This is a genomic window from Actinomadura viridis, assembly GCF_015751755.1.
GTDB lineage: Bacteria > Actinomycetota > Actinomycetes > Streptosporangiales > Streptosporangiaceae > Spirillospora > Spirillospora viridis.
The window spans coordinates 8,540,761-8,564,528 of sequence record NZ_JADOUA010000001.1 but is presented as its reverse complement, the minus strand read 5'-3'; the positions used below and the strand labels follow the sequence as shown (position 1 = coordinate 8,564,528).

At 71.5% G+C, this 23,768-nt stretch carries 26 protein-coding genes and 1 tRNA gene; 14 read left to right on the top strand and 13 right to left on the bottom strand.

Features of this window, described 5'->3' with window-relative positions; all coding sequences use genetic code 11:
* Positions 1–16 precede the first annotated feature (16 nt).
* From IW256_RS38885 to clpS, 5 genes are all read right to left on the bottom strand, one after another.
* Positions 17–289 (bottom strand): MoaD family protein, encoded by a 273-nt coding sequence (locus tag IW256_RS38885; protein WP_197016801.1) that lies wholly within the window; start codon positions 287–289, stop codon positions 17–19.
* Positions 290–379: 90 nt separating this feature from the next.
* Positions 380–562 carry a hypothetical protein gene (locus IW256_RS38880; RefSeq protein WP_197015700.1) on the bottom strand — a complete coding sequence of 61 codons (183 nt, stop codon included), beginning with the start codon at positions 560–562 and terminating at the stop codon, positions 380–382.
* 131 nt (positions 563–693) lie between these two features.
* On the bottom strand, positions 694–1,110 hold the full coding sequence (locus tag IW256_RS38875; RefSeq protein ID WP_197015699.1) for a M67 family metallopeptidase: 417 nt from the start codon (positions 1,108–1,110) through the stop codon (positions 694–696).
* Between the two features lie 100 nt (positions 1,111–1,210).
* Positions 1,211–1,756, bottom strand: a complete 546-nt coding sequence (locus IW256_RS38870; RefSeq protein WP_197015698.1) for a DUF2017 domain-containing protein — start codon at positions 1,754–1,756, stop codon at positions 1,211–1,213.
* Positions 1,757–1,774: 18 nt separating this feature from the next.
* Entirely contained in the window at positions 1,775–2,071 is a 297-nt protein-coding gene (clpS, locus tag IW256_RS38865) for an ATP-dependent Clp protease adapter ClpS (protein WP_197015697.1), read from the bottom strand.
* A gap of 202 nt (positions 2,072–2,273) precedes the next feature.
* Here clpS and IW256_RS38860 point away from each other — a divergent pair, with 202 nt between their 5' ends.
* Positions 2,274–3,629, top strand: a complete 1,356-nt coding sequence (locus IW256_RS38860; protein WP_197015696.1) for a nicotinate phosphoribosyltransferase — start codon at positions 2,274–2,276, stop codon at positions 3,627–3,629.
* Positions 3,630–3,755: 126 nt separating this feature from the next.
* On the opposite strand, the gene IW256_RS38855 is transcribed toward IW256_RS38860, so the two are convergent.
* Entirely contained in the window at positions 3,756–3,947 is a 192-nt protein-coding gene (locus tag IW256_RS38855) for a DUF397 domain-containing protein (protein WP_197015695.1), read from the bottom strand.
* On the bottom strand, positions 3,947–4,756 hold the full coding sequence (locus tag IW256_RS38850) for a helix-turn-helix domain-containing protein (RefSeq protein WP_197015694.1): 810 nt from the start codon (positions 4,754–4,756) through the stop codon (positions 3,947–3,949). Before IW256_RS38850 ends, IW256_RS38855 begins: the two co-directional genes overlap by 1 nt.
* A gap of 255 nt (positions 4,757–5,011) precedes the next feature.
* Between IW256_RS38850 and IW256_RS38845 the strand changes: the two genes are divergently transcribed.
* The 3 genes from IW256_RS38845 to IW256_RS38835 all read left to right on the top strand — a co-directional run bounded on the left by IW256_RS38845 (position 5,012) and on the right by IW256_RS38835 (position 7,231).
* Complete coding sequence (locus tag IW256_RS38845; RefSeq protein WP_197015693.1) at positions 5,012–5,326, top strand: hypothetical protein; 315 nt, start codon at positions 5,012–5,014, stop codon at positions 5,324–5,326.
* Between the two features lie 731 nt (positions 5,327–6,057).
* Positions 6,058–6,636, top strand: coding sequence for an isochorismatase family protein (locus tag IW256_RS38840; RefSeq protein ID WP_197015692.1), 579 nt, complete (start codon positions 6,058–6,060; stop codon positions 6,634–6,636).
* Between the two features lie 37 nt (positions 6,637–6,673).
* A complete protein-coding gene (locus tag IW256_RS38835) occupies positions 6,674–7,231 on the top strand; it encodes a gluconokinase (RefSeq protein WP_197015691.1) in 558 nt (185 codons plus the stop codon).
* Positions 7,232–7,275: 44 nt separating this feature from the next.
* On the opposite strand, the gene IW256_RS38830 is transcribed toward IW256_RS38835, so the two are convergent.
* From IW256_RS38830 to galU, 4 genes are all read right to left on the bottom strand, one after another.
* Positions 7,276–7,770, bottom strand: a complete 495-nt coding sequence (locus tag IW256_RS38830; RefSeq protein WP_197016800.1) for a MogA/MoaB family molybdenum cofactor biosynthesis protein — start codon at positions 7,768–7,770, stop codon at positions 7,276–7,278.
* 46 nt (positions 7,771–7,816) lie between these two features.
* The gene (gene moaC, locus IW256_RS38825) at positions 7,817–8,305 is read right to left on the bottom strand and encodes a cyclic pyranopterin monophosphate synthase MoaC (protein WP_197015690.1); all 489 of its coding nucleotides are present in this window, start codon (positions 8,303–8,305) and stop codon (positions 7,817–7,819) included.
* Complete coding sequence (gene glp / locus IW256_RS38820; protein ID WP_197016799.1) at positions 8,302–9,573, bottom strand: molybdotransferase-like divisome protein Glp; 1,272 nt, start codon at positions 9,571–9,573, stop codon at positions 8,302–8,304. The genes moaC and glp overlap by 4 nt, the downstream gene beginning before the upstream one ends.
* 88 nt (positions 9,574–9,661) lie before the next feature.
* On the bottom strand, positions 9,662–10,582 hold the full coding sequence (gene galU / locus IW256_RS38815; RefSeq protein WP_197015689.1) for a UTP--glucose-1-phosphate uridylyltransferase GalU: 921 nt from the start codon (positions 10,580–10,582) through the stop codon (positions 9,662–9,664).
* A 15-nt stretch (positions 10,583–10,597) separates the two neighbouring features.
* Here galU and IW256_RS38810 point away from each other — a divergent pair, with 15 nt between their 5' ends.
* The 8 genes from IW256_RS38810 to mscL all read left to right on the top strand — a co-directional run bounded on the left by IW256_RS38810 (position 10,598) and on the right by mscL (position 18,985).
* On the top strand, positions 10,598–11,197 hold the full coding sequence (locus IW256_RS38810; protein ID WP_197015688.1) for a 5-formyltetrahydrofolate cyclo-ligase: 600 nt from the start codon (positions 10,598–10,600) through the stop codon (positions 11,195–11,197).
* Positions 11,198–11,319: 122 nt separating this feature from the next.
* Positions 11,320–12,309 (top strand): NAD(P)-dependent oxidoreductase, encoded by a 990-nt coding sequence (locus IW256_RS38805; protein ID WP_197015687.1) that lies wholly within the window; start codon positions 11,320–11,322, stop codon positions 12,307–12,309.
* A gap of 103 nt (positions 12,310–12,412) precedes the next feature.
* The gene (locus IW256_RS38800) at positions 12,413–13,897 is read left to right on the top strand and encodes a potassium/proton antiporter (protein ID WP_197015686.1); all 1,485 of its coding nucleotides are present in this window, start codon (positions 12,413–12,415) and stop codon (positions 13,895–13,897) included.
* A gap of 110 nt (positions 13,898–14,007) precedes the next feature.
* Positions 14,008–14,370, top strand: a complete 363-nt coding sequence (locus IW256_RS38795; protein ID WP_197015685.1) for an FmdB family zinc ribbon protein — start codon at positions 14,008–14,010, stop codon at positions 14,368–14,370.
* Positions 14,371–14,757: 387 nt separating this feature from the next.
* Complete coding sequence (locus IW256_RS38790) at positions 14,758–16,890, top strand: MMPL family transporter (RefSeq protein WP_197015684.1); 2,133 nt, start codon at positions 14,758–14,760, stop codon at positions 16,888–16,890.
* Between the two features lie 134 nt (positions 16,891–17,024).
* Complete coding sequence (locus IW256_RS38785; protein WP_197015683.1) at positions 17,025–17,852, top strand: S-methyl-5'-thioadenosine phosphorylase; 828 nt, start codon at positions 17,025–17,027, stop codon at positions 17,850–17,852.
* A gap of 80 nt (positions 17,853–17,932) precedes the next feature.
* Positions 17,933–18,529, top strand: coding sequence for an SAF domain-containing protein (locus IW256_RS38780; protein WP_197015682.1), 597 nt, complete (start codon positions 17,933–17,935; stop codon positions 18,527–18,529).
* 48 nt (positions 18,530–18,577) lie between these two features.
* Positions 18,578–18,985, top strand: coding sequence for a large conductance mechanosensitive channel protein MscL (gene mscL, locus IW256_RS38775; RefSeq protein WP_197015681.1), 408 nt, complete (start codon positions 18,578–18,580; stop codon positions 18,983–18,985).
* 220 nt (positions 18,986–19,205) lie between these two features.
* On the opposite strand, the gene IW256_RS38770 is transcribed toward mscL, so the two are convergent.
* Complete coding sequence (locus IW256_RS38770) at positions 19,206–20,234, bottom strand: D-alanyl-D-alanine carboxypeptidase family protein (RefSeq protein WP_197015680.1); 1,029 nt, start codon at positions 20,232–20,234, stop codon at positions 19,206–19,208.
* Positions 20,235–20,816: 582 nt separating this feature from the next.
* Between IW256_RS38770 and IW256_RS38765 the strand changes: the two genes are divergently transcribed.
* Both IW256_RS38765 and IW256_RS38760 read left to right on the top strand, forming a co-directional pair.
* Positions 20,817–20,892, top strand: a tRNA-Arg gene (locus tag IW256_RS38765).
* Positions 20,893–21,311: 419 nt separating this feature from the next.
* On the top strand, positions 21,312–22,556 hold the full coding sequence (locus IW256_RS38760) for a cytochrome P450 (RefSeq protein WP_197015679.1): 1,245 nt from the start codon (positions 21,312–21,314) through the stop codon (positions 22,554–22,556).
* Positions 22,557–22,680: 124 nt separating this feature from the next.
* On the opposite strand, the gene IW256_RS38755 is transcribed toward IW256_RS38760, so the two are convergent.
* A complete protein-coding gene (locus IW256_RS38755; RefSeq protein ID WP_197015678.1) occupies positions 22,681–23,523 on the bottom strand; it encodes a universal stress protein in 843 nt (280 codons plus the stop codon).
* Positions 23,524–23,768: the final 245 nt, after the last annotated feature.

The following is a 23,768-nucleotide window of genomic DNA, read 5'->3' as shown; positions in this document are numbered from 1 at the left end:
CGGCACGGGTCCCGGCTCAGCCGCCGGCCACGGCGGGGAGGATCGTGACGCTGTCACCGTCGGACAGCTCCGTCGCCAGGCCGCCCAGGAAGCGCACGTCCTCGTCGTTCAGGTAGACGTTGACGAACCTGCGCAGACCCTTGTCGTCCACCAGCCGGCCGCGCAGGCCGGGGTGGCGGACGTCCAGGTCGGAGATGAGCTCGTCGAGCGTGCCGCCCTTGCCTTCGACGGCCTTGGCACCGCCGGTGAGGTTGCGCAGGATCGTCGGGATCCGGACCTCGATCGCCATCGCGAAGATCTCCTTCAGGTCGTACGGGCGCTCCGCCCACGGCATCACAACAGGGCGGGGTACGGGGGAATTCCGGGCAGGATCGGCGCGTCAGCGACAGTCGTAGACGACTTCGGCGCGCGAGTGACCGAAGAGGAAGCTCTGCACGGGCGGTACGGCCTCCGCGGCGGCGCCGGGCCACCGGGACGCCCGTCCCCGGGACGGGAACGGGACGGCGAGAACGCGAGCCGGAGCCGGGCGCCCGGCGCCGGGCCACTGCTCGCTCCTCGACATGCCGTCCAGTTTAGCGGTCCGTTCGCGTCCCGGACCGTCCAGTCTCGCGGCCCTTCTCACCCTTGCCACCTTTTGCGCGATTTCGTCTCCCGTATCCGGTACGGCGGTGCGTCCCGCGAACGCTCAGAGGGTCACTCGTAGGTGTCGACGACGGTGACCTCTTCCTCGGTCACCTCGCCGTCCAGGATGCGGAACGAGCGGAACTCGACCTCCTCCGGGTCGCGGGTCGACACCAGCACGTAGTGCGCGCCGGGCTCGGCCGCGTAGGAGATGTCGGTCCGGGACGGGTAGGCCTCCGTGGACGTGTGGGAGTGGTAGATCACCACCGGCTCCTCGTCACGGTCGTCCATCTCCCGCCAGACCTTCAGCTGCTCGAGGGAGTCGAAGCGGTAGAAGGTCGGGGAACGCTCCGCGTTGACCATCGCGACGTACCGCACCGGGCGGTCGGACCCGATCGGCCCGGCGATCACGCCGCAGGCCTCGTCGGGGTGGTCGGCGCGCGCATGCGCGACGATCTTGTCTACGAGGGCACGCTCGATCGTCAGCATGATGCGAAGGCTACCCGCCGCCGGAGCCGCCCCCGGCGCCGGTCCGGCCCCTGACCGGGCGCCTGTACGGGCGCCTGACCGGGCATATGACCGGCGCCTCTCACCAGATCGCGCGGACGAGGCTCTCCTGCAGCATGGTCAGCCAGTCGTAGGCGGCGAACATGGCGGTCCGCGGATCGCGCGGATCCAGCCGGGCGGCCTCCTCGTACCACTCCTCCGAGATGTCCAGCCGGGTGCCCAGCGCCAGCCGCACGTCGTTGAGCGCCCGCAGCCACGTCTGGACCCGTTCCTCGTCGAGCTCCACCGTCACGCCCTCGGCGGTCGCCCTCCGCAGGTCGCCCAGCGATTCCAGGACGGTGGTCGCGGCCTCGCGCTTGCCGTCGCGCAGGCCCATCTCCGTGTAGCGGCGGAACTCCCCGGCCGCCTCCCCGTCCTCGCGGTAGGCGTCGGGGAACAGCCGCGCGAGCACCGGGTCCTCGGGCTTGGCCGCCTGTTCGGTGATGCCCAGCGCGGCGAGCTCGCCGCCCTTGTCGGGACCCTCGCCCAGGAGCTCCAGCAGCTGCTCCATGAGGGCGCGGACCAGCGCGGCCTCCTCGGCCTCCAGGCGGACGAGGACGCCCTTCTCCAGCTTCTCGACAGTGCTCATCGACGCTCTCCGGCCTGCTCAGTCGTCCCGTTTGACGGTCGCCCACAGACCATAGGAGTGGAGGATCTCGACATCGCGCTCCATCTCCTCGCGCGTCCCGTTGGCCACGACGGCGCGTCCCTTGTGGTGGACGTCCAGCATGAGCTTCTCGGCCTTGGTCTTGGGGTAGCCGAAGACGGTCTGGAACACGTACGTGACGTAGGACATCAGGTTGATCGGGTCGTTCCAGACGATCGCCAGCCACGGCCGGTCGGCGCTCTGGTCCTCTCCCACGTCGGGCCGTTCCAGCTCGACCGGGGCGGGCGCGGTGCTCATGCGTCCGCTCCGCTCGCCCGCGTCACCGGTGCGATCACCGGTGCGATCACCGGCGCCCCCGCCGGCACCGTCATCGACGCGTCCTCGCCGCTCGCAGCCCTCATGTCTTGTCGCGACCGTCCCTTCCCCGCACAGTCCGATCCGCCCACCGCACCGATGCTATTCGCCCCGCGCCATCCGGAGTGTGGTGGCCTGCACGTCCATGGTGCACACAGGGGGCCTTAGGGTTCCACTCGTGGAACTTGGCGACAGCACTGCACTCCTGACCGACCAGTATGAGCTGACGATGTTGCAGGCGGCCCTGAAGAGCGGCACCGCCGACCGGCGCGCGGTCTTCGAGGTCTTCGCCCGGCAGCTCCCGGCCGGGCGGCGGTACGGGGTCGTCGCCGGCACGGGGCGGCTGCTCGATGCGATCGACGCCTTCACCTTCGATACCCCGGCGCTCGACTTCCTCACCTCTCGCGGGGTGGTGGACGAGCCCACGGCCGAATGGCTGGAGAAGTTCCGCTTCAACGGTGACATCTGGGGCTACGCCGAGGGCGACTGCTATTTTCCGGAATCGCCGATCCTGGCGGTGGAAGGCACGTTCGCCGAGGCCGTCCTGCTGGAGACGGTGGTCCTGTCCATCCTCAACCACGACTGCGCGATCGCCTCGGCGGCGTCCCGGATGGCGCAGGCCGCCCAGGGCCGGCCGCTGATCGAGATGGGGTCCCGCCGCACGCACGAGATGGCCGCGGTCGCCGCCGCGCGCGCCGCGTACATCGCCGGGTTCGCCACCACCTCCAACCTGGAGGCCGGCCGCCGGTACTCCGTCCCCACCGCCGGGACCAGCGCGCACGCGTTCACCCTGCTGCACGACAGCGAGCGGCACGCGTTCCAGGCCCAGCTCGCCTCCCTCGGCGAGGGCACGACGCTCCTGGTGGACACCTACGACGTCGAGCGCGCCGTGCGCACCGCCGTGGAGATCGCGGGCCCGTCCCTGGGCGCCGTGCGGATCGACAGCGGCGACCTGGGGCTGACCGCCCGGCGGGTCCGGGACCAGCTCGACTCGCTCGGCGCGCACGGCACCCGGGTGGTGGTGACCGGCGACCTGGACGAGTACGGCATCGCGGCCCTGGCCGCCGCGCCGGTGGACGGGTACGGCGTCGGCACCTCCCTGGTCACCGGTTCGGGCGCCCCCACCGCCTCGCTGGTCTACAAGCTCGTCGCGCGCGCCGACGGCCCGGGGAAGAACGCGCCGATGCGTCCCGTCGCCAAGCGTTCCACGGGCAAGCCGACCCGTGGCGGGCGCAAGTCGGCGCTGCGCCGCCTGGACGCCCACGGCACCGCGTACGCCGAGGTGATCACGACGGCGGTGCCCGAGCCGGGCCCGCGCGACCGCGTCCTGCAGGTCCCGCTGGTCCGCGGCGGCGAGGTGGTCGGCCGCGAAAGCCTCGACCGGGCCCGGGAACGGCACGTGCGCAGCATGCGGGAACTGCCGCCGACCGCGCTCCAGCTCTCCAAGGGCGCCCCCGCCGTCCCGACCGAGTTCGTCGACGGCGGCCCCCGCCTCCTCTGAGCCACCGCGTTGGGACACCGCCCGGGGACGCCGCCCCGGCCGCCGTCCCCCGGGACGCCGCGCCGATCTCGTGGGTAGCGTCGCCGCCTCCGAAGAGCGGGCCTCGTTCTCTTAGGCGGCGATCACCTACAGGTTCAACTCTCCGGCCTTGATCTGATCCATCAGACCGGCGAAGGTCTCGGGGGCGAGGACCAGGTGCCCCGCTTCGGGCGCCTTGCTGTCCCGCAGGCCGACACCGACCTCCAGGTCGGCCAGTTCCACGCACTCACCGCCGGTACCGCCCGTGGATCGGCTGCTCTTACGCCATGCGGGGGACATCACGTCATCTGCTCCATGATCTTTTTGATCAACTCACGGGACGCTCCGATGGGAAGGGCGAGCATCCCTATCCTGTCGAATCTGGTCAGGAAGTCTCTCACCTCATCCACCTCCGAGACCAGCCTTCCCGCGTTGGGCGCCTCGACGAACGCCAGCTCATCGTTCCCGCCCGTGAGGATCATGAACGGTCCGTCGAGTCCCTCGTTGGCGCCGGCCGTGGTCGGCACTATACGGATGCTCACGTGCGGAAGTTCCGAAAGTTTCAGCAACAAGGCGAGTTGTCCTCTGTGGACGTCACGCCCTCCGACCGGCCACTCAAGCACGTTTTGTGCGAGGAGCACCCAGAGTTCGGGAGGGTTTGCCCTGTCCAACACTTTCTGTCTGGCCATGCGGCGTTTGTGAGATGCCTCCTTGTCCTTCGCACGCCCGGCGTCGAGCAAGGCCCGCGCATAATCGGGCGTCTGAAGCAATCCGGGCACGTGCTGACCCGCGAACATCCTGATCCGGTTCGCCTCCTGCTCCTGGGCGAGGAACGACTCGAACCAGTCGGGATCACTGGCTCTGCGGGCGTAGTAGATCAAGAGCCCGAACAGGCCGCCCGTCTTCCACGCCTTGTCGAGCCGCTCGGCGTGCTTGTCGGACATTCTCTGCTCGCCGGTCTCGATCCGGGAAATGGTGGAGGGCGCACAGCCCGCGATCTTGGCGGCGTCCGGTCCGGTGAGCCCCTTTGATGTACGAAGAAATCGCAGGTAGAAGCCAATGAGCCCCCACATGGAAGATCTCGGGTCAGCGGCGTCCTTCCGGCTCATGCGGTCTCTCCCTGTTTATTGATCACTTGCGCGACTTCCATGGAAGTAGCCATCAATGTAGACCAGAGCATGAGCCGACACCCAATCTGTGTCCCGGACGACAGATTGCGAGGTGATCGAATGGACGGACCTCGGAACGAGATTCCGGCCTGGCGAGAAAAGATCAGATGGATTCCTCCAACCCTGGTGCAAGACGGCACCGGCTACTCCTGGACGACCCGGCTTCTCCGGCCTCGCACAGGCGAGGAGAAGATCTTGGGACTGAAAGAGACCCTCAAGGCCAAGAACCGGAGCGTCATCCACCGGATGATGGCCGAAGAAGATCTCAAGTGGGCCCTTCTCCACGGGAACGGCCGTTGGAAGGAGCCCACCAAAGACCTGGTCAACCAGGTCTGGTCCGCAGAGCTTCGCACCCCTCTTTCCGCCCGGCAGAAGCAGCTCGGCTTGAGGGAGCGCGTGGCGGGCATCTCTCAGGCCGCCGTCGTCGAGGAGATGCTCAAGGAGGACCAGAGGGCCGCGAAGATCCTCAAGGCGACGCCGCCAAGCCGCGAGAACGGGAACTCGTCGTGACGCGGGCGCTTCTGGGGGCCGCTACCTGGGCCGCCTTCGCCGGCCTCGGGGTCTACATCCTCGGAGGTCTCACCGGCCGGTGGCTTTGGCGCCGCCTGACCGATCTTCTCGACGGGCCCTACAAGACTCCTCCCGGAGAGTCCCAAGCCGCCTTCCAGGACGACGAGTGGTACTTCCACCCTCCGATAGCGGACCGGAGGTGACCGGCAGAGACGTGGACCGGCCATCTGAGGGGTTGCCAAACCCGGGGGGCGCGCCCGCCTCCGTGTGAACGCGCGAGCAGCGTTGCGGCGCAGGAGCAGGCTTGGTGCGGCACTCCCTCACGCGGGCCCGCGGCCCTGGGCGGCTCCAGCAGCGTCCAGGGCCGCGGCGTTCATTCAACGGATGGGGCGGCGTACGTTCACTTGCGGCGAGTTGTCGTCTCGGCGACCGTCCGGGCGACAACTCGCCGCAAGTCAACGAGCGGGATCCGGGCCCGGGAACGGCACGTGCGCAGCATGCGGGAACTGCCGCCGACCGCGCTCCAGCTCTCCAAGGGCGCCCCCGCCGTCCCGACCGAGTTCGTCGACGGCGGCCCGCGCCTCCTCTGAGACGCCGTCTCCGGAACACCGTCCCAGGGCGCCGTCTCCGGGACGCCGCGGCGGGCGCGCCTGACCGCGGTGATCTCGTGGGGTAGCGTCGCCCTGAGTCTGGGGAGAAGACAGTCGGGGGAACCGGATCGAGGAGCGGGCATGGGCAAGGCTCTGATCATCGTGGACGTGCAGAACGACTTCTGTGAGGGCGGTTCGCTGGCCGTCGGCGGCGGCGCCGGCGTGGCGACCGCGATCTCCGGACACGTGGCGGCGAACGGGCCGTCGTACCGGCACATCGTCGCCACCCGCGACTTCCATCTCGACCCGGGGGCGCACTTCTCCGAGGCGCCCGACTACGTGGACACCTGGCCGCCGCACTGCGTCATCGGCACACCGGGCGCCGACTTCCACCCCAACCTGACGCTGGCCCCGATCGAGGTGGTCTTCAGCAAGGGCCGGCGGGCCGCCGCCTACAGCGGTTTCGAGGGCGTCTCGGACCGGGACGTGCCGCTGGGCGAGTGGCTGCGCGAGCGCGGCGTGGACGCCGTCGACGTCGTCGGGATCGCCACCGACCACTGCGTGCGCGCCACGGCGGTGGACGCCGCCCGCGCCGGGCTGGACACCACCGTCCTGCTCGACCTCACCGCGGGCGTGGCCGAGGAGACCACCGCCCGCGCCCTGGACGAGCTGAAGGCCGAGGGCGTCACCCTCTCGGGCGCCCCCGTCCTGACCGGCTGACCGTGCAGGCCCCCCGAGAGAACGGCGAGGCGCCCCCATGCCCCGGACTCCCCCGGACGTCATCGTGGTCACCGGCGTGTCCGGCAGCGGCAAGACGACCGTCGGGGAGCGCCTGGCCGAGCGGCTGGGCTGGGACTACGCCGAGGCCGACGCGTTCCACTCGCCCGCCAACATCGAGAAGATGAGCGCCGGGATCCCGCTCACCGACGAGGACCGCCTCCCCTGGCTGCGCGCCATCGCCGGCTGGATCGGCGAGCGGATCGAGCGCGGGGCGCCCGGCGTGGCGACCTGCTCGGCGCTCAAGCGGTCCTACCGCGACCTGCTGGCCGCCGGCCGGCCCGGCGTCCGGCTGGTCTTCCTGGACGGCGACCGGGACCTGATCGCCGGCCGCATGGCGGACCGTTCCGGGCATTTCTTCCGGCCCGCGATGCTGGACAGCCAGTTCCGCGACCTGGAGCGTCCGGGACCGGACGAGGGGGTTCTGATCGTCCCGATCGGCGGCTCCCCGGACGAGATCGTCACCCGCGTCCTGGACGACCTGGGACTCGTCCCGGGTCCCAGCCCTGGCCCCAGCCCCGGCTCCGGCTCCGGCTGACCGGCCGGGCGTGCGGGACGGGCCGTGCGGCGGCCCGTCCCGGATCAGCCCTCGCCCGCGTCGGGCCGCGGGTGGTCGCCGCCGCCGATCTGGTCGACGGCGTGGGCGAGCACGCGGCCCAGCACCGCCATCCCGTCCCGGACACCGCCGGTCGAGCCGGGCAGGTTGACGATGAGCGTTCGGCCGGCGACCCCGGCGAGCCCCCGGGACAGGATCGCGGTGGGCACCGCCTCCCGGCCCTCCAGCCGGATCGCCTCCGCGATCCCGGGGATCTCGCGTTCCAGGACGGACCGGGTCATCTCCGGCGTCCGGTCGGTCGGGGTGAGGCCCGTCCCGCCCGAGGTCACGACCACGTCGTACCCCTGGGCCACGGCGTCGCGGAGCACCTCGGCGACCGGCTCCCCGTCCGGGACGACCACCGGGCCGTCCACCTGGACGCCCAGGTCCTCCAGCATCTCCACCAGCACGGGGCCCGACCTGTCGGGGTAGATCCCGGCCGCCGCCCGGTTCGAGACCGTGACCGCCATCGCCCGGATCATCGGCGCGCTCCCGTCCACCCGCTCACCCGTCCGCTCGTCCACCCGCTCACCCGTCCGCGTCGCGGCGCCAGAGGCCGGTCTTGCCCCCGGTCTTCTCCTCGACCCGGACGTCGGTGACGACGGCGGCCGGGTCGATCGCCTTGACCATGTCGATCAGCGCCAGCGCGGCCACCGTCACCGAGGTCAGGGCCTCCATCTCCACCCCGGTGCGGTCGGCGGTGCGGACCTGGGCGGTGACGGCCACCCCGGCGTCCCGGACCTCCAGCGTGACCTCGACGCCGTGCAGGGCGATGGGGTGGCACAGCGGTACGAGGTCGGGGGTGCGCTTGGCGGCCATGATCCCGGCGATCCGGGCCACCGCGAGCGCGTCGCCCTTGGGGACCTCGCCCAAGCGCAGCGCCGCCACGGTGGCGGCGGACAGCCGGACGAAGCCGGTCGCGGTCGCCGTGCGCACGGAGACGTCCTTGGCCGAGACGTCGACCATCCGGGCCGCGCCCGTGGCGTCGAGATGGGTGAACTCCGGACCGGTGCTCATGACGGCAACCTCAGGACATCGACGTGGGAACCCGCGGGGATCGCCTCGTCGTCCTCGCGCAGGACGATGAGCGCGTCGGCGGACGACAGCGACCCCAGCTGGTGCGAGCCCTGCCGCTCGGCCGGGGTCACGGAGAAGAAGCCGCGGCCGGACGACAGCCGACCGCGGACGAAGTGGCGCAGGCCCGCCGGGGACTTGAGGTCCTCGGTGAGCACGGCCCCGACCGTGGGCAGGGGGTCGGGCGGCAGCCCCTGCATGGCGCGCAGCGCGGGCCGGACGAACACCTGGAACGACACGTAGGCGCTCACCGGGTTGCCCGGCAGCGTGAAGATCGGCGTGCCGTGGAGCAGGCCGAACCCCTGCGGCTTGCCGGGCCGCATCGCGACCTTGCTGAACTCCACCCAGCCGGGGCCCGCGGCACCGGCCGCGCCCCCGGCACCGGCGTCCGGGCCGCGTCCCCCGGCCGCTCCGAACGCGGAGAAGACCTCCTTGACCACGTCGCGGGCGCCCATCGAGACACCACCGGAGGTGATGATGGCGTCGGCGCGGCCGAGCTGGTCCTGGACGGTCTCCCAGACCTTCTCCGGCTCGTCCCCGACCGTGGCCTGCCGGTAGCCGACCGCCCCGGCCTCGATCACGGCGGCGGTGAGCATGAAGCTGTTGGACTCCCAGATCTGGCCGGGCGCCAGGGGCGCGCCGGGCTCGCGCAGCTCGGTGCCGGTGGACAGCACGACCACGCGGGGCCTGGGCCGTACCATGACCCGGGCCCGGCCGACCGCGGCGAGCATGCCCAGCTGCGCGGCGCGCAGCCGCAGGCCCGGTTCGGCGACCACCTGACCGGCCAGGACGTCCTCACCGGCCCGCCGGATGTAGTGGCCGGGCGGCGCGGGACGGGTGATGCGCACCGACGCGGTGCCGCCGTCGGTCCACTCCACCGGGATGACCGCGTCGGCCCCGGCGGGCATCGGCGCGCCCGTCATGATCCGCGCGGCCAGGCCGGGCCGGATCGCCGACACCGCCGGGTCGCCGGCCGCGATGTCGCCGATGACGGGCAGGACCACCGGCTCGGTCTCACCGGCCGCCGCCACGTCCGCCGCCACGACCGCGTACCCGTCCATGGCGGAGTTGTCGAAGGGCGGCAGCGGCACCGGCGCCTCGACCGGTTCGGCCAGGACCGCGCCCTCGGCCTCCAGGAGCGCCAGTTCCAGCGGGGGCAGCAGCGGTACGGCGCGCAGGATGCCCGCCAGGTGCTCGTCGACCGTTCTCATGCTCACGGTGCCTCAGTCTTCCCCTTCGACGTGGCGTGCCGGGAATCTCCACGCCGTACCGCCGCCGGCGTGTTCCCGCCGGCCGCCGTTACGCCCCGGCGCCGTCGCCGTCGTGGCGCCGCACGAACTCCCGCAGCCACGGCATGAACTCGGGCGCCAGGTCGGGCCGCTCGGAGGCGAACTGCACGACCGTCCGCAGGTACTCCAGCTTGTTGCCGGTGTCGTAGCGGCGGCCCCGGAACTTCACCCCGTACACCGTGCCGCCCTGCTCGACCGGCATGTCGGCGAGGGTGCGCAGCGCGTCGGTCAGCTGGATCTCGCCGCCGCGTCCCGGCGGGGTCTTCTCCAGGACGTCGAACACCGCGGGGTCGCAGACGTACCGGCCGATGATGATCCAGTTGCTGGGGGCCTCCTCGGCGGGGGGCTTCTCCACCAGGTCGGTGATCCGGACGACGTCGTCCTCGTCGGTCGCCTCGATGGCGGCGCAGCCGTAGGCCGAGACCTGGTCGGGCTCGACCTCCATCAGGGCCACGACGCTGCCGCCGTTGCGCCGCCGTACGTCGATCATCCGGGTGAGCAGCCGGTCCCGGGCGTCGATCATGTCGTCGCCGAGCAGCACCGCGAAGGGCTCGTCGCCCACGTGCTGGCGGGCGCAGTGCACCGCGTGCCCGAGGCCGCGCGGCTCGCCCTGCCGGACGTAGTGCATGATCGCCAGTTCGCTGGACTCGCGGACGGCGCCCAGGCGCTCCTCGTCGCCCTTGGCGCGCAGCGCCTCCTCCAGCTCGTAGGCCCGGTCGAAGTGGTCCTCGATGGACCGCTTGCTGCGCCCCGTGATCATCAGGACGTCGGTGAGCCCGGCCGCGACCGCCTCCTCGACGACGTACTGGATCGCCGGTTTGTCGACGATGGGCAGCATTTCCTTGGGAGTCGCCTTGGTGGCGGGCAAGAATCGGGTACCGAGGCCGGCCGCCGGGACGACCGCCTTGAGGACAGGTTCAAAGTCGGTCATGTAGAGACCCTAGTCATGTCGGAGGACCACACCGTGCAGCACATCGGCTCTAAAAGCGCCCTCCGCGCGGAATCGCTGGCCAGGAGGGCCGCGATGGATCCGCGGGACCGGGCGGCGGCCGCGCGGCGGCTGCGCGACGCGCTGCTGGGCGTGCCGGAGCTGGAGATGGCCGGGACCGTCGCGGCGTACGTGTCGGTCGGCACCGAGCCGGACACCCGCGGGCTGCTGTTCGCGCTGTGGAAGCGAGGGGCGTACGTGCTGCTCCCGCGCCTGCTGCCGGACGGCGACCTGGACTGGGCGTCGTACGAGGGCCCCGACTCGCTGGCGCCGGGGCCGCGGGGCCTGCTGGAGCCGACCGAGCCTCCGCGCGGAGTGGAGGCGGTGGCGAGCGCGGACGTGGTGCTCGCGCCCGCGCTGGCGGTCGACCGCAAGGGGGTCCGGCTGGGACGGGGCGGCGGTTCCTACGACCGCGCGCTGGCCAGGGTCGGCCCGGCGATCCTCACCGTCGGCCTCCTCTACGACGGGGAGCTGGTCGGCGAGCTGCCCGCCGAGGCGCACGACCGGCACGTCCGGGCGGCGGTGACGCCGTCGGAGGGCTTCGTCCGGCTGGCCTGACCGCACGCCGGCCCGGGTCGGCCCGGCCGGCCGCCCCGGCGTTCGCGGGCCGCCGATCTTCCGGCCTTTAGAGTGACATCCGCCCGGCCCGTGGCACGCGACGGCTCACCTGGAGGTTCGAGATGACGGCACCCTGGCGGATCCTGACCCTGGCCCCGCTCGGGGAGGACCTGCTGCGGCAGCTGTTCGCGCCGCTGGCCGACGCGATCCGGCTGGACTTCCCCGCCACCCGCGACCGGGCCGGGCTGCACGCCGCACTCCCCGAGGCCGAACTGATCATCGGCGACTTCACCGGGAAGCTGGGGCTGGACGCCGAGGCCGTGGCGCTCGCCCGGCGGGCCGCGTTCGTCCAGATGCCGAGCGTGGGGACCGACAGCGTCGACGGCGCGGCCCTGGCCGCGGCCGGCGTCCCGCTGGCCAACACGGCCGGGGCCAACGCCCGCGCGGTGGCGGAGTGGGCGGTCGGCGCCGCCTTCGCCCTCTGCCGCCACCTGGCCTGGGGCGACCGCCGCGTACGGGAGGGCGGCTGGCCGCAGATGGAGCTGCTCGCCCGAGGCACCCGCGAGATCCACACCCAGCGGGTCGGCGTCCTCGGATACGGCGCGATCGGCGAGGAGGTCGCCCGGCTGTTCGGCGCCCTCGGATGCGCGGTGTCGTACTGGTCGCGGCGCCGCCGTCCCGAGGCGTCCGCGATCTACCGCGAGCTGGACGACCTCCTCGCGGTCTCCGACATCCTCGTCGTGGCCCTCCCGCTGACCCCCGAGACGGCGGGGCTGCTGGACCAGGAGCGGCTCGGCCTGCTGCCCGACGGCGCGCTGCTGGTGAACGTCGCGCGCGGCGGGATCGCCCCCGACGGCGCGGTGCTGGCGGCGCTGGAGTCGGGACGGCTGGCGGGGGCCGCGCTCGACGTCTTCGAGGAGGAGCCGCCCCCGGCCGGCCATCCGCTGCGCGCGCACGAGGACGTCCTGCTGTCGCCGCATGCCGCGGGCGGGACCGGGCAGGCGCAGATCAACATCATCTCGGCGGTGCGGGACAACATCGAGGCGGCGGTGCTGGGGCGTCCAGTGACAAACGTGGTGAACGGGGTAAACCCGCAGATCAGGCGGCGCTGAACGGGCCAATCACCCCACGTTCGGTCAACCAAAATTATGTGATCCGCGCAGATATCTGTAGGATCTCTAAACGATCATCTTCCGCGACCCCGAAGGGTGGGATGTGCATCTCGACATCTGGCTACTCCTCGGGGCGAGCCTTGTACTCTGCGCGATCGTCGCGGTGCGCCTCTCCCACCGCGCCGGCCTTCCCACCCTCCTGGCCTACATGGGCATCGGGCTCTTCATGGGCGAGGGCGGGCCGTTCCCGATCGAGTTCCACGACGCCCGGCTCGCCGAGACCCTGGGCCTGGCCGCCCTCGTCCTGATCCTGGCCGAAGGCGGGATCACCACCGACTGGCGGCACGTCCGTCCCTCGGTGCCCGCCGCGCTCGCCGTGTCCACCATCGGCACGCTGATCAGCATCCTGGTGGTGGGGTTCGCCGCCGTCTGGCTGCTGGACATGGACTGGCGGCTGGCCTTCCTGCTGGCCGCCGTGCTCGCCCCCACCGACGCCGCCGCGGTCTTCTCCGTCCTGCGCCGCCTGCCGCTGCCCTCGCGGCTGAGCGGCCTGCTGGAGGCCGAGTCGGGCTTCAACGACGCCCCCGTGATCATCGTCGTCGTCACGCTCAGCACCACCGCCGCCATGCCCGACCTGCTCGAACTCGGCGGGATCATGGTGTACGAGCTGATCGCGGGCGGCGTGGTCGGCTTCCTGATCGGCCGGTTCGGCGCGTACGCGCTGCGCAGTGTCGCCCTCCCCGCCTCCGGCCTCTACCCGATCGCGGTGCTGTCGCTGTCGATCGGCTCGTACGGGGCGGCGGTCCAGCTGCACGCCAGCGGCTTCATGGCCGTGTACGTGAGCGCGCTCGTCCTCGGCAACTCGCGCCTGCCGCACCGCCCCGCCACCCGGGGGTTCGCCGAAGGCGTCGGCTGGCTCGCCCAGATCGGCGTGTTCGTGATGCTGGGGCTGCTGGCCTCGCCCAGCGATCTGCCCGGCCAGATCGTGCCCGCTCTGATCATCGGGTTCATCCTCCTGCTGGTGGCCCGGCCGCTGTCGGTGATGATCCCGACCCTGGGCTTCGGCCTGACCCTCGGGGAGAAGCTCTTCGCCTCCTGGGCCGGGCTGCGCGGCGCGGTGCCGATCGTCCTGGCCACCATTCCCATGGTCGAGCGGGTGCCGGGCTCGGAGACGCTGTTCGCGATCGTCTTCAACATCGTCGTCGTCTTCACCCTGCTCCAGGGCCCCACGCTGCCGCTGGCGGCCCGCTGGTGCCGGCTGAAGGACGACGAGGAGGCGCGCGAGCTGGGCGTCGAGGCCGCCCCGCTGGAACAGCTGCACGCCGAGCTGCTGGAGGTGCGGGTCCCCTCCGACTCCCGGCTGAACGGGGTGGAGATCTTCGAGCTGCGGCTCCCCCAGGGGGCCTCGGTCACGCTGATCGTCCGGGACGGCGGCAGTTTCGTCCCGGAGCCCACCACCGCGCTCCAGACCGGCGACACCCTCCTGGTGGTCACCACCGACCAGGTCCGGGACGCCGCCGAACGGCGCCTGCGCGCGGTCAGCCGGCGGGGCAAGCTGGCCGGCTGGTTCGGCGAGACCGGCATGTGACCGCGGGAACAGCCCTGCGACGGATCGTGTTCCACGCACGGGTACCATTAGCAGTCGATTGAGTTGAGTGCCAGCCCGGAGCGGCCGGGCTGAGGCGGCGAGGAGGAACCGTGCCGACGTATCAGTACGTTTGCACCGAGTGCGGCGAGCCCCTGGAAGTCGTGCAGAAGTTCAGCGACGACGCGCTGACCGAATGCCCGGCGTGCAGCGGCCGCCTTCGCAAGGTCTTCTCGGCGGCGGGCATCATCTTCAAGGGCTCGGGCTTCTACCGGACCGACAGCCGCGGCTCGGGCAAGTCGACAGCGGGGGCCTCGGCCTCCGCGGGCAAGTCCGAGTCGTCCTCGTCGTCCTCGGACTCCTCGTCCTCGGACTCGTCGTCCGGCTCCTCCTCCGGATCCTCGTCCGGATCGTCGGACTCCGGCTCGTCGTCCTCCACGGCGTCCTCGTCCTCCAAGCCGGAGAAGGTCGCCTGACCCCACCCCCGCACACCGGGGACGCACCTCACACCACGACCTGGCACACGGACCGGGCGATCGATGACGATCGTCCGGTCTTCGCCATGCCCGCCCCCTCTCACCTCCTCCTTGAGTCCGGGGATCGACGGGCACTCGCCCTCCGAGCGGACGAGCGCGCGCGGAGCGGCCCTACTACGCAGGCGGTATCGCGCCTCTCCCGGTAACCCCTGAGGGGTAGCGCCGGTCACCTCTCACGCCTGACGCGCGAGGACGGTCCGCGCGGCGACGATGACATCGGCTCGCAGCGGACCTCCATGACGGAAGTCGAGATAGTACTTGACAAGTCTCCATCTGCGAGACATTCTGACGACCTCATCGCGATATATCTTGAAATGGGAGAGGATCATGGCTGCACCAAGCCAGCCCCCGCCGCGCACGTGGGCGTACCGGCTGACCAGCGCGATCTCCGGCAGACGTGGCAAATGGGCGGTCCTGGCCCTCTGGGTCGTCCTGCTGGCCGCGCTCGGCCCGCTGGCCGGCAAGCTCGGCGAGGTCGAGGACAACGAGGCGGCCTCCTGGCTGCCCGCCGGCGCCGAGTCCACCCAGGTCGTCGAACTGCAGGAACGGTTCCGGCAGGACGAGACGATGCTCGCGGTGATCGTCTACGAGCGGTCCGGCGGGCTCACCCAGGCCGACAACGCCAAGGCCAAGGGCGACATCGCCTCCCTGGCACGGCTCCCCGGAGCCCAGCAGCCCCAGGGGCCGTTCCCGTCCCGGGACGGCAAGGCGCTGCAGACCCTCGTCCCGCTGACCGACGCCGATGTGACCAAGGCCGTCGACGACGCCCGCGAGCTGGTCAAGCGCGGACCGCCCGGCCTGAACGCCCACGTCACCGGCCCGGCGGGCGGCGGCGCCGACATGTTCGCGGTCTTCGAGACCATCGACGGCTTCCTCCTGCTGGCCGCCGGCAGCGTCGTGATCCTCCTCCTGCTGATCATCTACCGCAGCCCGCTGCTGTGGTTCGTCCCCGTGCTGAGCGCCGTGACCGCCCTCGGCCTGGCGCAGTCGGCCGTCTACCTGCTGGCGAAGAACGCCGGGCTCACCGTCAACGGGCAGAGCGCGGGCATCCTGACCGTCCTGGTCTTCGGCGTGGCCACCGACTACGCCCTCCTGCTCGTCGCCCGCTACCGCGAGGAGCTGCACCGGCACCGCGACCGGCACGAGGCGATGGCGTACGCGCTGCACCGCGCCGGACCCGCCATCATCGCCTCCGCCGGCACCGTCGCCGTCGGCCTGCTGTGCCTGCTGGCCGCCGACATGAACAGCACCAAGGGCCTGGGCCCGGTCGCCGCCGCGGGCGTCATCACCGCCCTGGCCTCGATGACCACCCTGCTGCCCGCGCTGCTGGTCATCTTCGGCCGCTGGCTGTTCTGGCCGCTGGTCCCCCGGTACGACGACCGTTACCTCGCCCCCGAGGCGTTCGAGTCCGAGCACGGCGTCTGGAGCCGGATCGCCCGGCTGGTCAGCGCCCGCCCGCGCGTCCTCTGGGCCGCCACCTCGCTCGTCCTGGTCGTCATGACGCTCGGCCTCGGCTCGCTCAAGGCCGACGGGCTGTCGGACGCCGGCCAGTTCGTCGGCAAGCCCGACTCGATCGAGGGCGCCGAGGTCGTCGCCCGGCACTTCCCCGCGGGGTCCGGCTCCCCCGCCCTGATCATCGCCAGGGCCCCCTCCGCCGGCCCGGTCGCCGCCGCCGTGACCGGCACCCCCGGCGTCGCCGACGTCAGCCGTCCCGTCACCGCCGGCGGCCTGGTCCAGTACGAGGCGACGCTGAGCGACCCCGCCGACGGCAAGGCCGCGCAGCGGACCATCGAACGGCTGCGCGACGCCGTCCACGCCGTACCCGGCGCCGAGGCCAAGGTCGGGGGCACCACCGCCACCACCCTCGACATCAACCGGGCGTCCGACCGCGACAACCGCGTCATCATCCCGATCGTGCTGGCGGTGGTCCTGCTCATCCTGGTGGCGCTGCTGCGGGCCCTGGTCGCGCCGCTGCTCATGATGGCCACCGTCGTGCTGTCGTTCCTGGCCTCGCTGGGCGCCTCGGCGCTGATCTTCCAGCACCTGTTCGGCTTCGAGGGCACCGACTCGGGCTTCCCGCTGCTGGCGTTCATCTTCCTGGTGGCCCTCGGCGTGGACTACAACATCTTCCTGATGCACCGCGTCCGCGAGGAGTCGGCGGCCCTCGGCACCCGGCGCGGCGTCCTCCGCGGCCTGACCGTCACCGGCGGCGTGATCACTTCGGCCGGGCTGGTCCTGGCCGCGACCTTCGCCGCCCTGGCCACCCTGCCGCTGGTGAGCATGGCCCAGATGGGCTTCGTCGTCGCCTTCGGCGTCCTGCTCGACACCATCGTCGTCCGGTCCCTGCTCCTGCCCGCCCTGTCGTTCGACATCGGCCGCCGGATCTGGGCCCCGAGCCGCCTGGCCAAGGCTCCCACCAGCGAGAACGAGCCGTCCCGGCCGCTGCACCCGGTCGGCTGAGCACCCTCCCCGACGAGGGCCCGGCACCCGGCCGGGCCCTCGTTCCGCTCCCCGGCCACGGCCGCCCGGGCGGAGTTATCCACAATCCGGAGGGGGGCTCCCGGCGGCCCGCCGGGCTCGTTAGTGTCGGCGACATGTCTCAACCGCCTTCCACGTCCCAGCCCGCCGCCGAGATCGGGGTGATCGGCGGCTCCGGCTTCTACTCGTTCCTCGACGACATCGACGAGATCGAGGTCGACACCCCCTACGGGCCGCCCAGCGACGCCGTCTCGGTCGGCGAGCTGGCCGGCCGCCGGGTCGCCTTCGTCCCCCGGCACGGGCGCGACCACCGCTTCCCCCCGCACAAGATCCCCTACCGCGCCAACCTGTGGGCGCTGCGCTCCCTCGGCGTCCGCCAGGTCCTCGCCCCCAGCGCCGTCGGCTCGCTGACCCCCGAGCTCGGCCCCGGCGCACTGGCCATCCCCGACCAGCTCGTCGACCGCACCTACGGCCGCCCCCAGACCTACTACGACGACGACGCCGCGATCCACCTCTCGTTCGCCGACCCGTACTGCCCCTCCGGCCGCCAGGTCGCGCTGGCCTCCGCCCGCGAGGCCCAGTGGTCCCCCGCCGACGGCGGCACCCTCGTCGTGATCGAGGGGCCCCGCTTCTCCACCCGCGCCGAGTCGCAGTGGTACGCCGCGCAGGGCTGGACCCTCGTCGGCATGACCGGCCACCCCGAGGCGGCCCTGGCCCGCGAGCTGGCCCTGTGCTACACGCCGCTGTGCCTGGTCACCGACCTGGACGCCGGCATCGAGGAGGGCGAGGGCGTCACCATGGAGGAGGTCCTCCGCGTCTTCGGCGAGAACGTCGCCCGCCTCCGTTCCCTGGTCGCCGACGTGATCAAGGCGCTTCCCGCCGAGCGGTCCTGCCCCTGCGGCCAGGCCCTGGACGGCATGAAGCTGCCCATCGTCCTCCCCTGACGACCACCCCCGCAGGGCCCCGGGCACCGTGACACCACGGGCGGTGCCCCCGGCCCGGCATGCCCGCGGAAGGGAGCACCATGAGCGGCCGTTCAGCCGGATACCGCAGGCCGGTGGCGGCGCTCGCCGCCGCGGCCGGCACCGGCTTCGCCCTGCTGGCCCTGCAGCCCGACCCGGCCCCCGGCCAGCGGATCACGGTCGCCGCACGCGACCTGCCGGGCGGCGCGACGCTCCGGCCCGGAGACCTGCGCACCGTGACCGTTCCCGCCCCGGCGGTCCCGGCCGGCGCCGTCACCGCCCCCGCCGCCGGCCGCGTCCTGTCCGGCCCGATGCGCCGCGGCGAGCCGCTCACCGACCTGCGGATCGCCTCGGGCGGCCTGCTGCGCGGCCAGGCACCGGGCACGGTCGCCACCCCTGTCCGGATCGCCGACGCCGCGGCGGTGCGGCTGCTGCGCGCCGGCGACCGCGTCGACGTCCTGGCGGCCCCGGATCCCGATCTCCACCCCGATCCCAGGGCCCGGCTGGTGGTGGCCGCGGTCCCGGTCATCACGGTCCCCCGGCAGGCCGGGCAGGCCGGCCAGGGGGCCCTGGTGGTGCTGGCCACCGACCGTTCCCAGGCCGCCGCGCTCGCCGGCGCGGGCCCCCGGCTGGCCCTGACCATTGCCCGGTCTTGGTAACGTCTTTCCGCTGTCTGTGCATCACCAAGAGTCACCGAGGTGTGATCCATGAGCGGTTTCAAGAAGTTCCTCTTCCGCGGCAACCTGGTGGAGCTGGCCGTCGCGGTCGTCGTCGGCGCGGCGTTCAGCGGGCTGGTCAAGGCGTTCGTGGACTCCTTCATCGGCCCCCTGATCGCCCTGGTCGGCGGCGAGCCCGACTTCAGCGAGCTGGCGTTCACCATCAACGGCACCAAGTTCCCCTACGGGATCTTCGTCACCGCGCTGATCTCGTTCCTCATCGTCGCCGCGGTCGTCTACTTCCTGGTCGTCCTTCCCGTCGCCAAGGTCCTGGAGCGGCTCATCAAGGCCGAGGAGGCCACCGAACGCGCCTGCCCGCACTGCCTCAGCGACATCCCGATCAAGGCGACCCGCTGCAAGTTCTGCACCACGGAACTGGTCCCGGCCCCCAGCACCTGACCCCGGAGGCGGGCCGACCGTCCCCGGCCGGCCCGCCCCGAGCCGCCCACCCGAACCCGAACGCCGACGCCGACCGAGCCTCCGCCCCTCAAGGCGCGGCAAGGTAGGCGACGGCCCCCACCGCGTATCAGGCGTTCCCCAGGGCGCCCACCACGTGTGATCAGCCGGATCGCGATCGTCCGGCCAGGACACCCACGGGCTGTTCAGCTCCCCTGCGCGCTCAGCTGTCGCTCTCGCTCCCGTACTCCCAGTGCCACGGCTCGTACGGGTTGCTGTACGCCCATGCGGGGTGGAACCACCCGTACCTGCGGGAGTTGGCCTCCAGCCAGTTGAACTGCACCGTGCTGGCGTTCTCGATGCCGCCGCACAGGTCGAGGGCCTGGCCCTTGCCGTGGTTGCTGGTGCCCGGCACGGCCGCGAACCCGGGCCGCTGGTAGTAGACCCGCTGCTGGTCGGCCAGGCTGCGGTAGGAGTCGGTCACGCACATGTGGCGCCCGAAGCGCCGCTTGTACGCGGCGTTCAGTTTGTAGAAGGCCAGCGCCGCGTCCGCACGCAACTGCTCGCCCTTCTGCGGCAGAGGGCACAGGTAACGGTCCGGAATCAGCCCGTTGGGAAATTTCCGGGCGTTGGCCGAGAGATCACTGTCACAGATGGCGCGGAGCCGCCGTTCCTGATCGGCCTCCAGCTTCTTGAGCTTGGCGGTGAGCTCCCTGGTGATCTGGAGCGACTTCGCCTTCAGCCCGTCGATCTCCTGCTGCAACCGGGTCTGCTCCACCGCGTTGCGCGACTGGAGGTCCTGCGCCGTGGACGCCAGCTGCTGCCTGCGCCGCTGAAGCTCGTCGGCCTGCCGGACCAGCGCCTGCTGCCCGTTGGCGATGTGCGTCACGTCCGCGGTCGCCCGCAACGCGTCGGAGGCGTCCCCCCCACCGAAGATCGACATCGAGCCGGCCGCGCCCGGCTGCTGGTACGAGGCGTTGGCCAGCCTGGCCAGCGGCTCCCGGATCCGGTTGAGGTCGGCCTCCGCCTTGGCCAGGTCCTTCAGCGTCACCCGCAGCTTGTACTGGGAACGTGCCAGTTCCTTCTTGCGGGATTCCATCTGCTTGGTGGCCTTCTCCAGCTCGGCGCGCGCCTTGGACGCCGAACGCCGGAGTTCCTGAACGGGATCCTCGCGCGCGGCGGCCGGAAGCGCGGAGACCACCGCCATCACCAGGAAGACCGCGGTCAGCACCGCCGACCGGGGGATTGGCACGGGGGTTCCTCCTGATGCCCAAAAAGCACAACAGCGGCAGGAACGCTACTACAAGTTCCCAGACGACTTCAGCGAGTCCGGAAACCGTTCCGTTCACACCACCTTCTCAGGAACGGTACCCGGCTCCAGTCCCTGGGACATTCACGCTCGGCACGCCGCTCCGGCTTCTTGCTCGGCGCGGTCCTCGGCCGCTCCGCCGGCCTGGGCTCCCGCGTCCGGGCCGGCGACGGCCGCGGCGGCACGTACTCCCCCCGCGTCGGATGCGTCTCGGGCGCCACCGCGGGCGCCGACGGCATGGCCTGCGCCGACGCGGGCGCCTTCGGCTCCGGCCCGCCCCGCGTCCCCCACGCGATCAGGCCGACCACGAGAGCGACGGGCACGGCGACGGCCACGACCAGAAGGATCCTCCGCTTCGGCCGTGACTCCCTGTCCGGCCACCTGTCACCCCGAGCCATCACGGACCGAAGCGTACCGATAACCCCCCACACGTCTCACCCCGCATCCATAAGAGGGAGCATTCGCCCGCCCCTTCCCCTACTCTGTATGTGCCGTCCGCTACGCTCTTCCGGCGAGCGACGACACGCCTCCGTAGCTCAGGGGATAGAGCACCGCTCTCCTAAAGCGGGTGTCGCAGGTTCGAATCCTGCCGGGGGCACCACGACCATCCCCGACATCATGCCCCTGACCAGCACGAACGCCGGTCAGGGGCGTCGAGGTCCATCCGGCTGAATGAAGCCGCATGCGCCCCTGTACGACTAGCCGTGCTCGCGAGCCTCGGTGATTCGGACGTCGAGCCGACACGCACCAACACCCCGGCGCCCACCGGGCCGGGCGCCTCCCCGCTGACTTGAGGGCTATAGCCCGGAGCAACGCACCCGCCCGGAACAGGAGACGTCCTCGACACCCAGGCGACCGGGAGACACCCGACCGCGAACGCCAGCCCGTTCAACGGTGGCGCCTCCATGACACGGGTCGTACGTAACACGTTCCGGTGCCCGGCGATCGCGAGTGGTGCGGCAAAATAATCAAAGACGGGCACCCGTTGTATTTGATCAAGCAGCGGATCAGAATCGTCACATGAACCCCCCGAAAGATGCGGCCGGTTGTCCCGCCCTGCGGGACTACGACCCGTTCGAGCCGAGTCACCTGGCCGACCCCTACCCTCTATGGTCGAAGGCTCAGGAACATGCCCCCTTCTACGCGGAGAAGGCGGGTTTCTGGGTCGTCACCCGGTACGCGGACGTGCTCCAGGTAACCAAGGACACGAAGACTTTCAGCTCGCGGGAATCGCTCAATTTCAAGCCGGTTCCCGCAGAGCTACGCCCCCGGCTGCCTCACGGATTCCCGCAGGCGTATCCGTCACTGATCAACACTGACCCACCTGAGCATGCGCGCATCCGTAAAATCGCGAACCGCACGCTGACTCCCCGCTATGTCGAGAAGATGCTTCCCTCGATCGAGCGCGTCGCCCACCGACTGATCGACACCTTCGTCGATGACCGGCGCGCCGACATCGTCGGCCGGTTCGCGGTTCCGCTGCCTGTGACGATCATCGCCGACTTCCTCGGCGTCCCGGCCTCTGACCAGGACACCTTCCAGCGCTGGTCGGACCATGCGTTCCTGATGGCCAATCCAACGCTCGACGACGAGACCTTCTTCGCCTGCGCGACGAGCATGGCCGAACTCAATGAGTATCTGGGGGCGCGCATCGCGGAGCGGCGTGAGGCACCGCGCGATGACCTGTTGAGTCGTCTGATCCACGAGAGCGACGACGAAAGGCGCCTCTCGAACGAAGAGATCATCAGTACGACCGCTCAGTTGCTCATTGGCGGAAACGTCACGACCACCGATCTGCTCGGCAACATCCTGCTCGTGTTGCTCTCGGATCTCGACCGGCTGCGCTATGCGCAGGCACACCCCGACCGGCTCGCGGACATCATTGAGGAGGTTCTGCGCTACAAATCCTCTATTCGCGGCCTGTTCCGCCACACCACGCGCGAAGTCGAAGTCGGCGGCGCGCTGATTCCGGCCGGGGCTACGGTATGGGTGGTTTTCGGCGCTGCGAATCACGACAGCACCGTGTTTCCGGAGCCGTCAAAGTTCGATCCCGAGCGGGACAACCTCGCCGGTCACGTCGCGTTCGGTCGCGGAACGCACTTCTGCATCGGCGCTCCATTGGCACGCGCCGAAGCTCGCGTGGCATTGCGGCTTCTCCTGGACCGCCTGCCGAACCTGCGTCTCGTCGAAGGGCAGAAGATGTCCTATCCCCCATCGCCGATCAGCGCGGGCGTCGACGAGTTGCTGATCACGTGGGAGGCGTGACTCCCGTACGGAGGCGCTGAGTACGACCTTGGTGACGGTCAGCTCCGCGATCGATCCTCTTCCGGCCCGCCCCGTCCCGGCGTCCAGCCCGGCGTGCCGCCAGGGCGGACGCCGGGACGGACGCTCAGGAACGCGGCCGTACGATCGCGATCGGGCAGTGCGCGTGGTGGAGCACGCCGTGGCTGATCGCCCCGAGCAGCAGCCCGCCCAGGGCGGTGTGGCCGTGCGCGCCGAGCACCAGGAGGTCGGTGTTCTCCGACAGGTCCACGAGCGCGTTGACGGGGTGGTCCTGGACGACCTGCTGGACGACCTCCACCTGCGGGAACCGTTCGGTCAGGGGGGCGAGCACCTTCGCCAGCTCCTCCCGGGCGACGGCGGCCACATCATCCGGGGTGACGGCCGGGTCGTCGGGCGCCGCGAGCTGGAAGGCGTGGACCGCCCGGAGCCTGGCCCCGCGTACGGCCGCCGCCTCGAACGCGTACTCCAGCGAGGCCGTCTGCTCCTCGAACGGATCGACGCCCAGCGTGATCTCGCCGTACGCCGGAAGGACGCGGCCCCGCACGATCACCACCGGCCCCTCGGTGCGCCCCGCCACCCGCAGGGCCGTCGAGCCCAGCAGCAGGCTGCGGAAACCGCCGAGGCCGCGGTGGCCGAGAACGATCTCGAAGGCCCCGCCCGCCTCGTCCCGGAGCGCGAACGGCATGGACTCGCGCAGCAGCTCGGTCGTCACCGCGAGATCGGGGTGCCGTTCGCGGGCCTGCCGCGCGGCCTCGTCCAGCAGGCGCTGGCCCACCGTGGGCAGGGCCTCCTCCGCGTCCCGGGGCGGCCGGACCGGCATGTCCTTGCCCCAGCGCGCCAGGGTGTGGACGATCCGCAGCGGCAGGCCGCGCAGGGCCGCCTCGTCGGCGGCCCAGGCGACCGCCCGCTCGGCGTGGGCCGAGCCGTCCGTGCCGGCGACCACCGGCATGGCCGATTGCTCCACTGTGCTCCCCCCGTCGGGCCGCCGGCCCGGTCCGGCTCCAGGTCATGGTGGACGTTTCCGTCCCCAGCAGGGTATGCCCGTCCGCCGCGCCGCCTCCCGGCGGACAGGCCGTGGGTCCGCGCCAATCTCGCTCCAAAGCTCCAGGGCACCTCAATCCCACGCAGAGGTCATCAGGCCCGGGTGGCCAGCCTTCCTGAGGCGAGGGTCACGTCCACCTTCAGGTCAGGCCC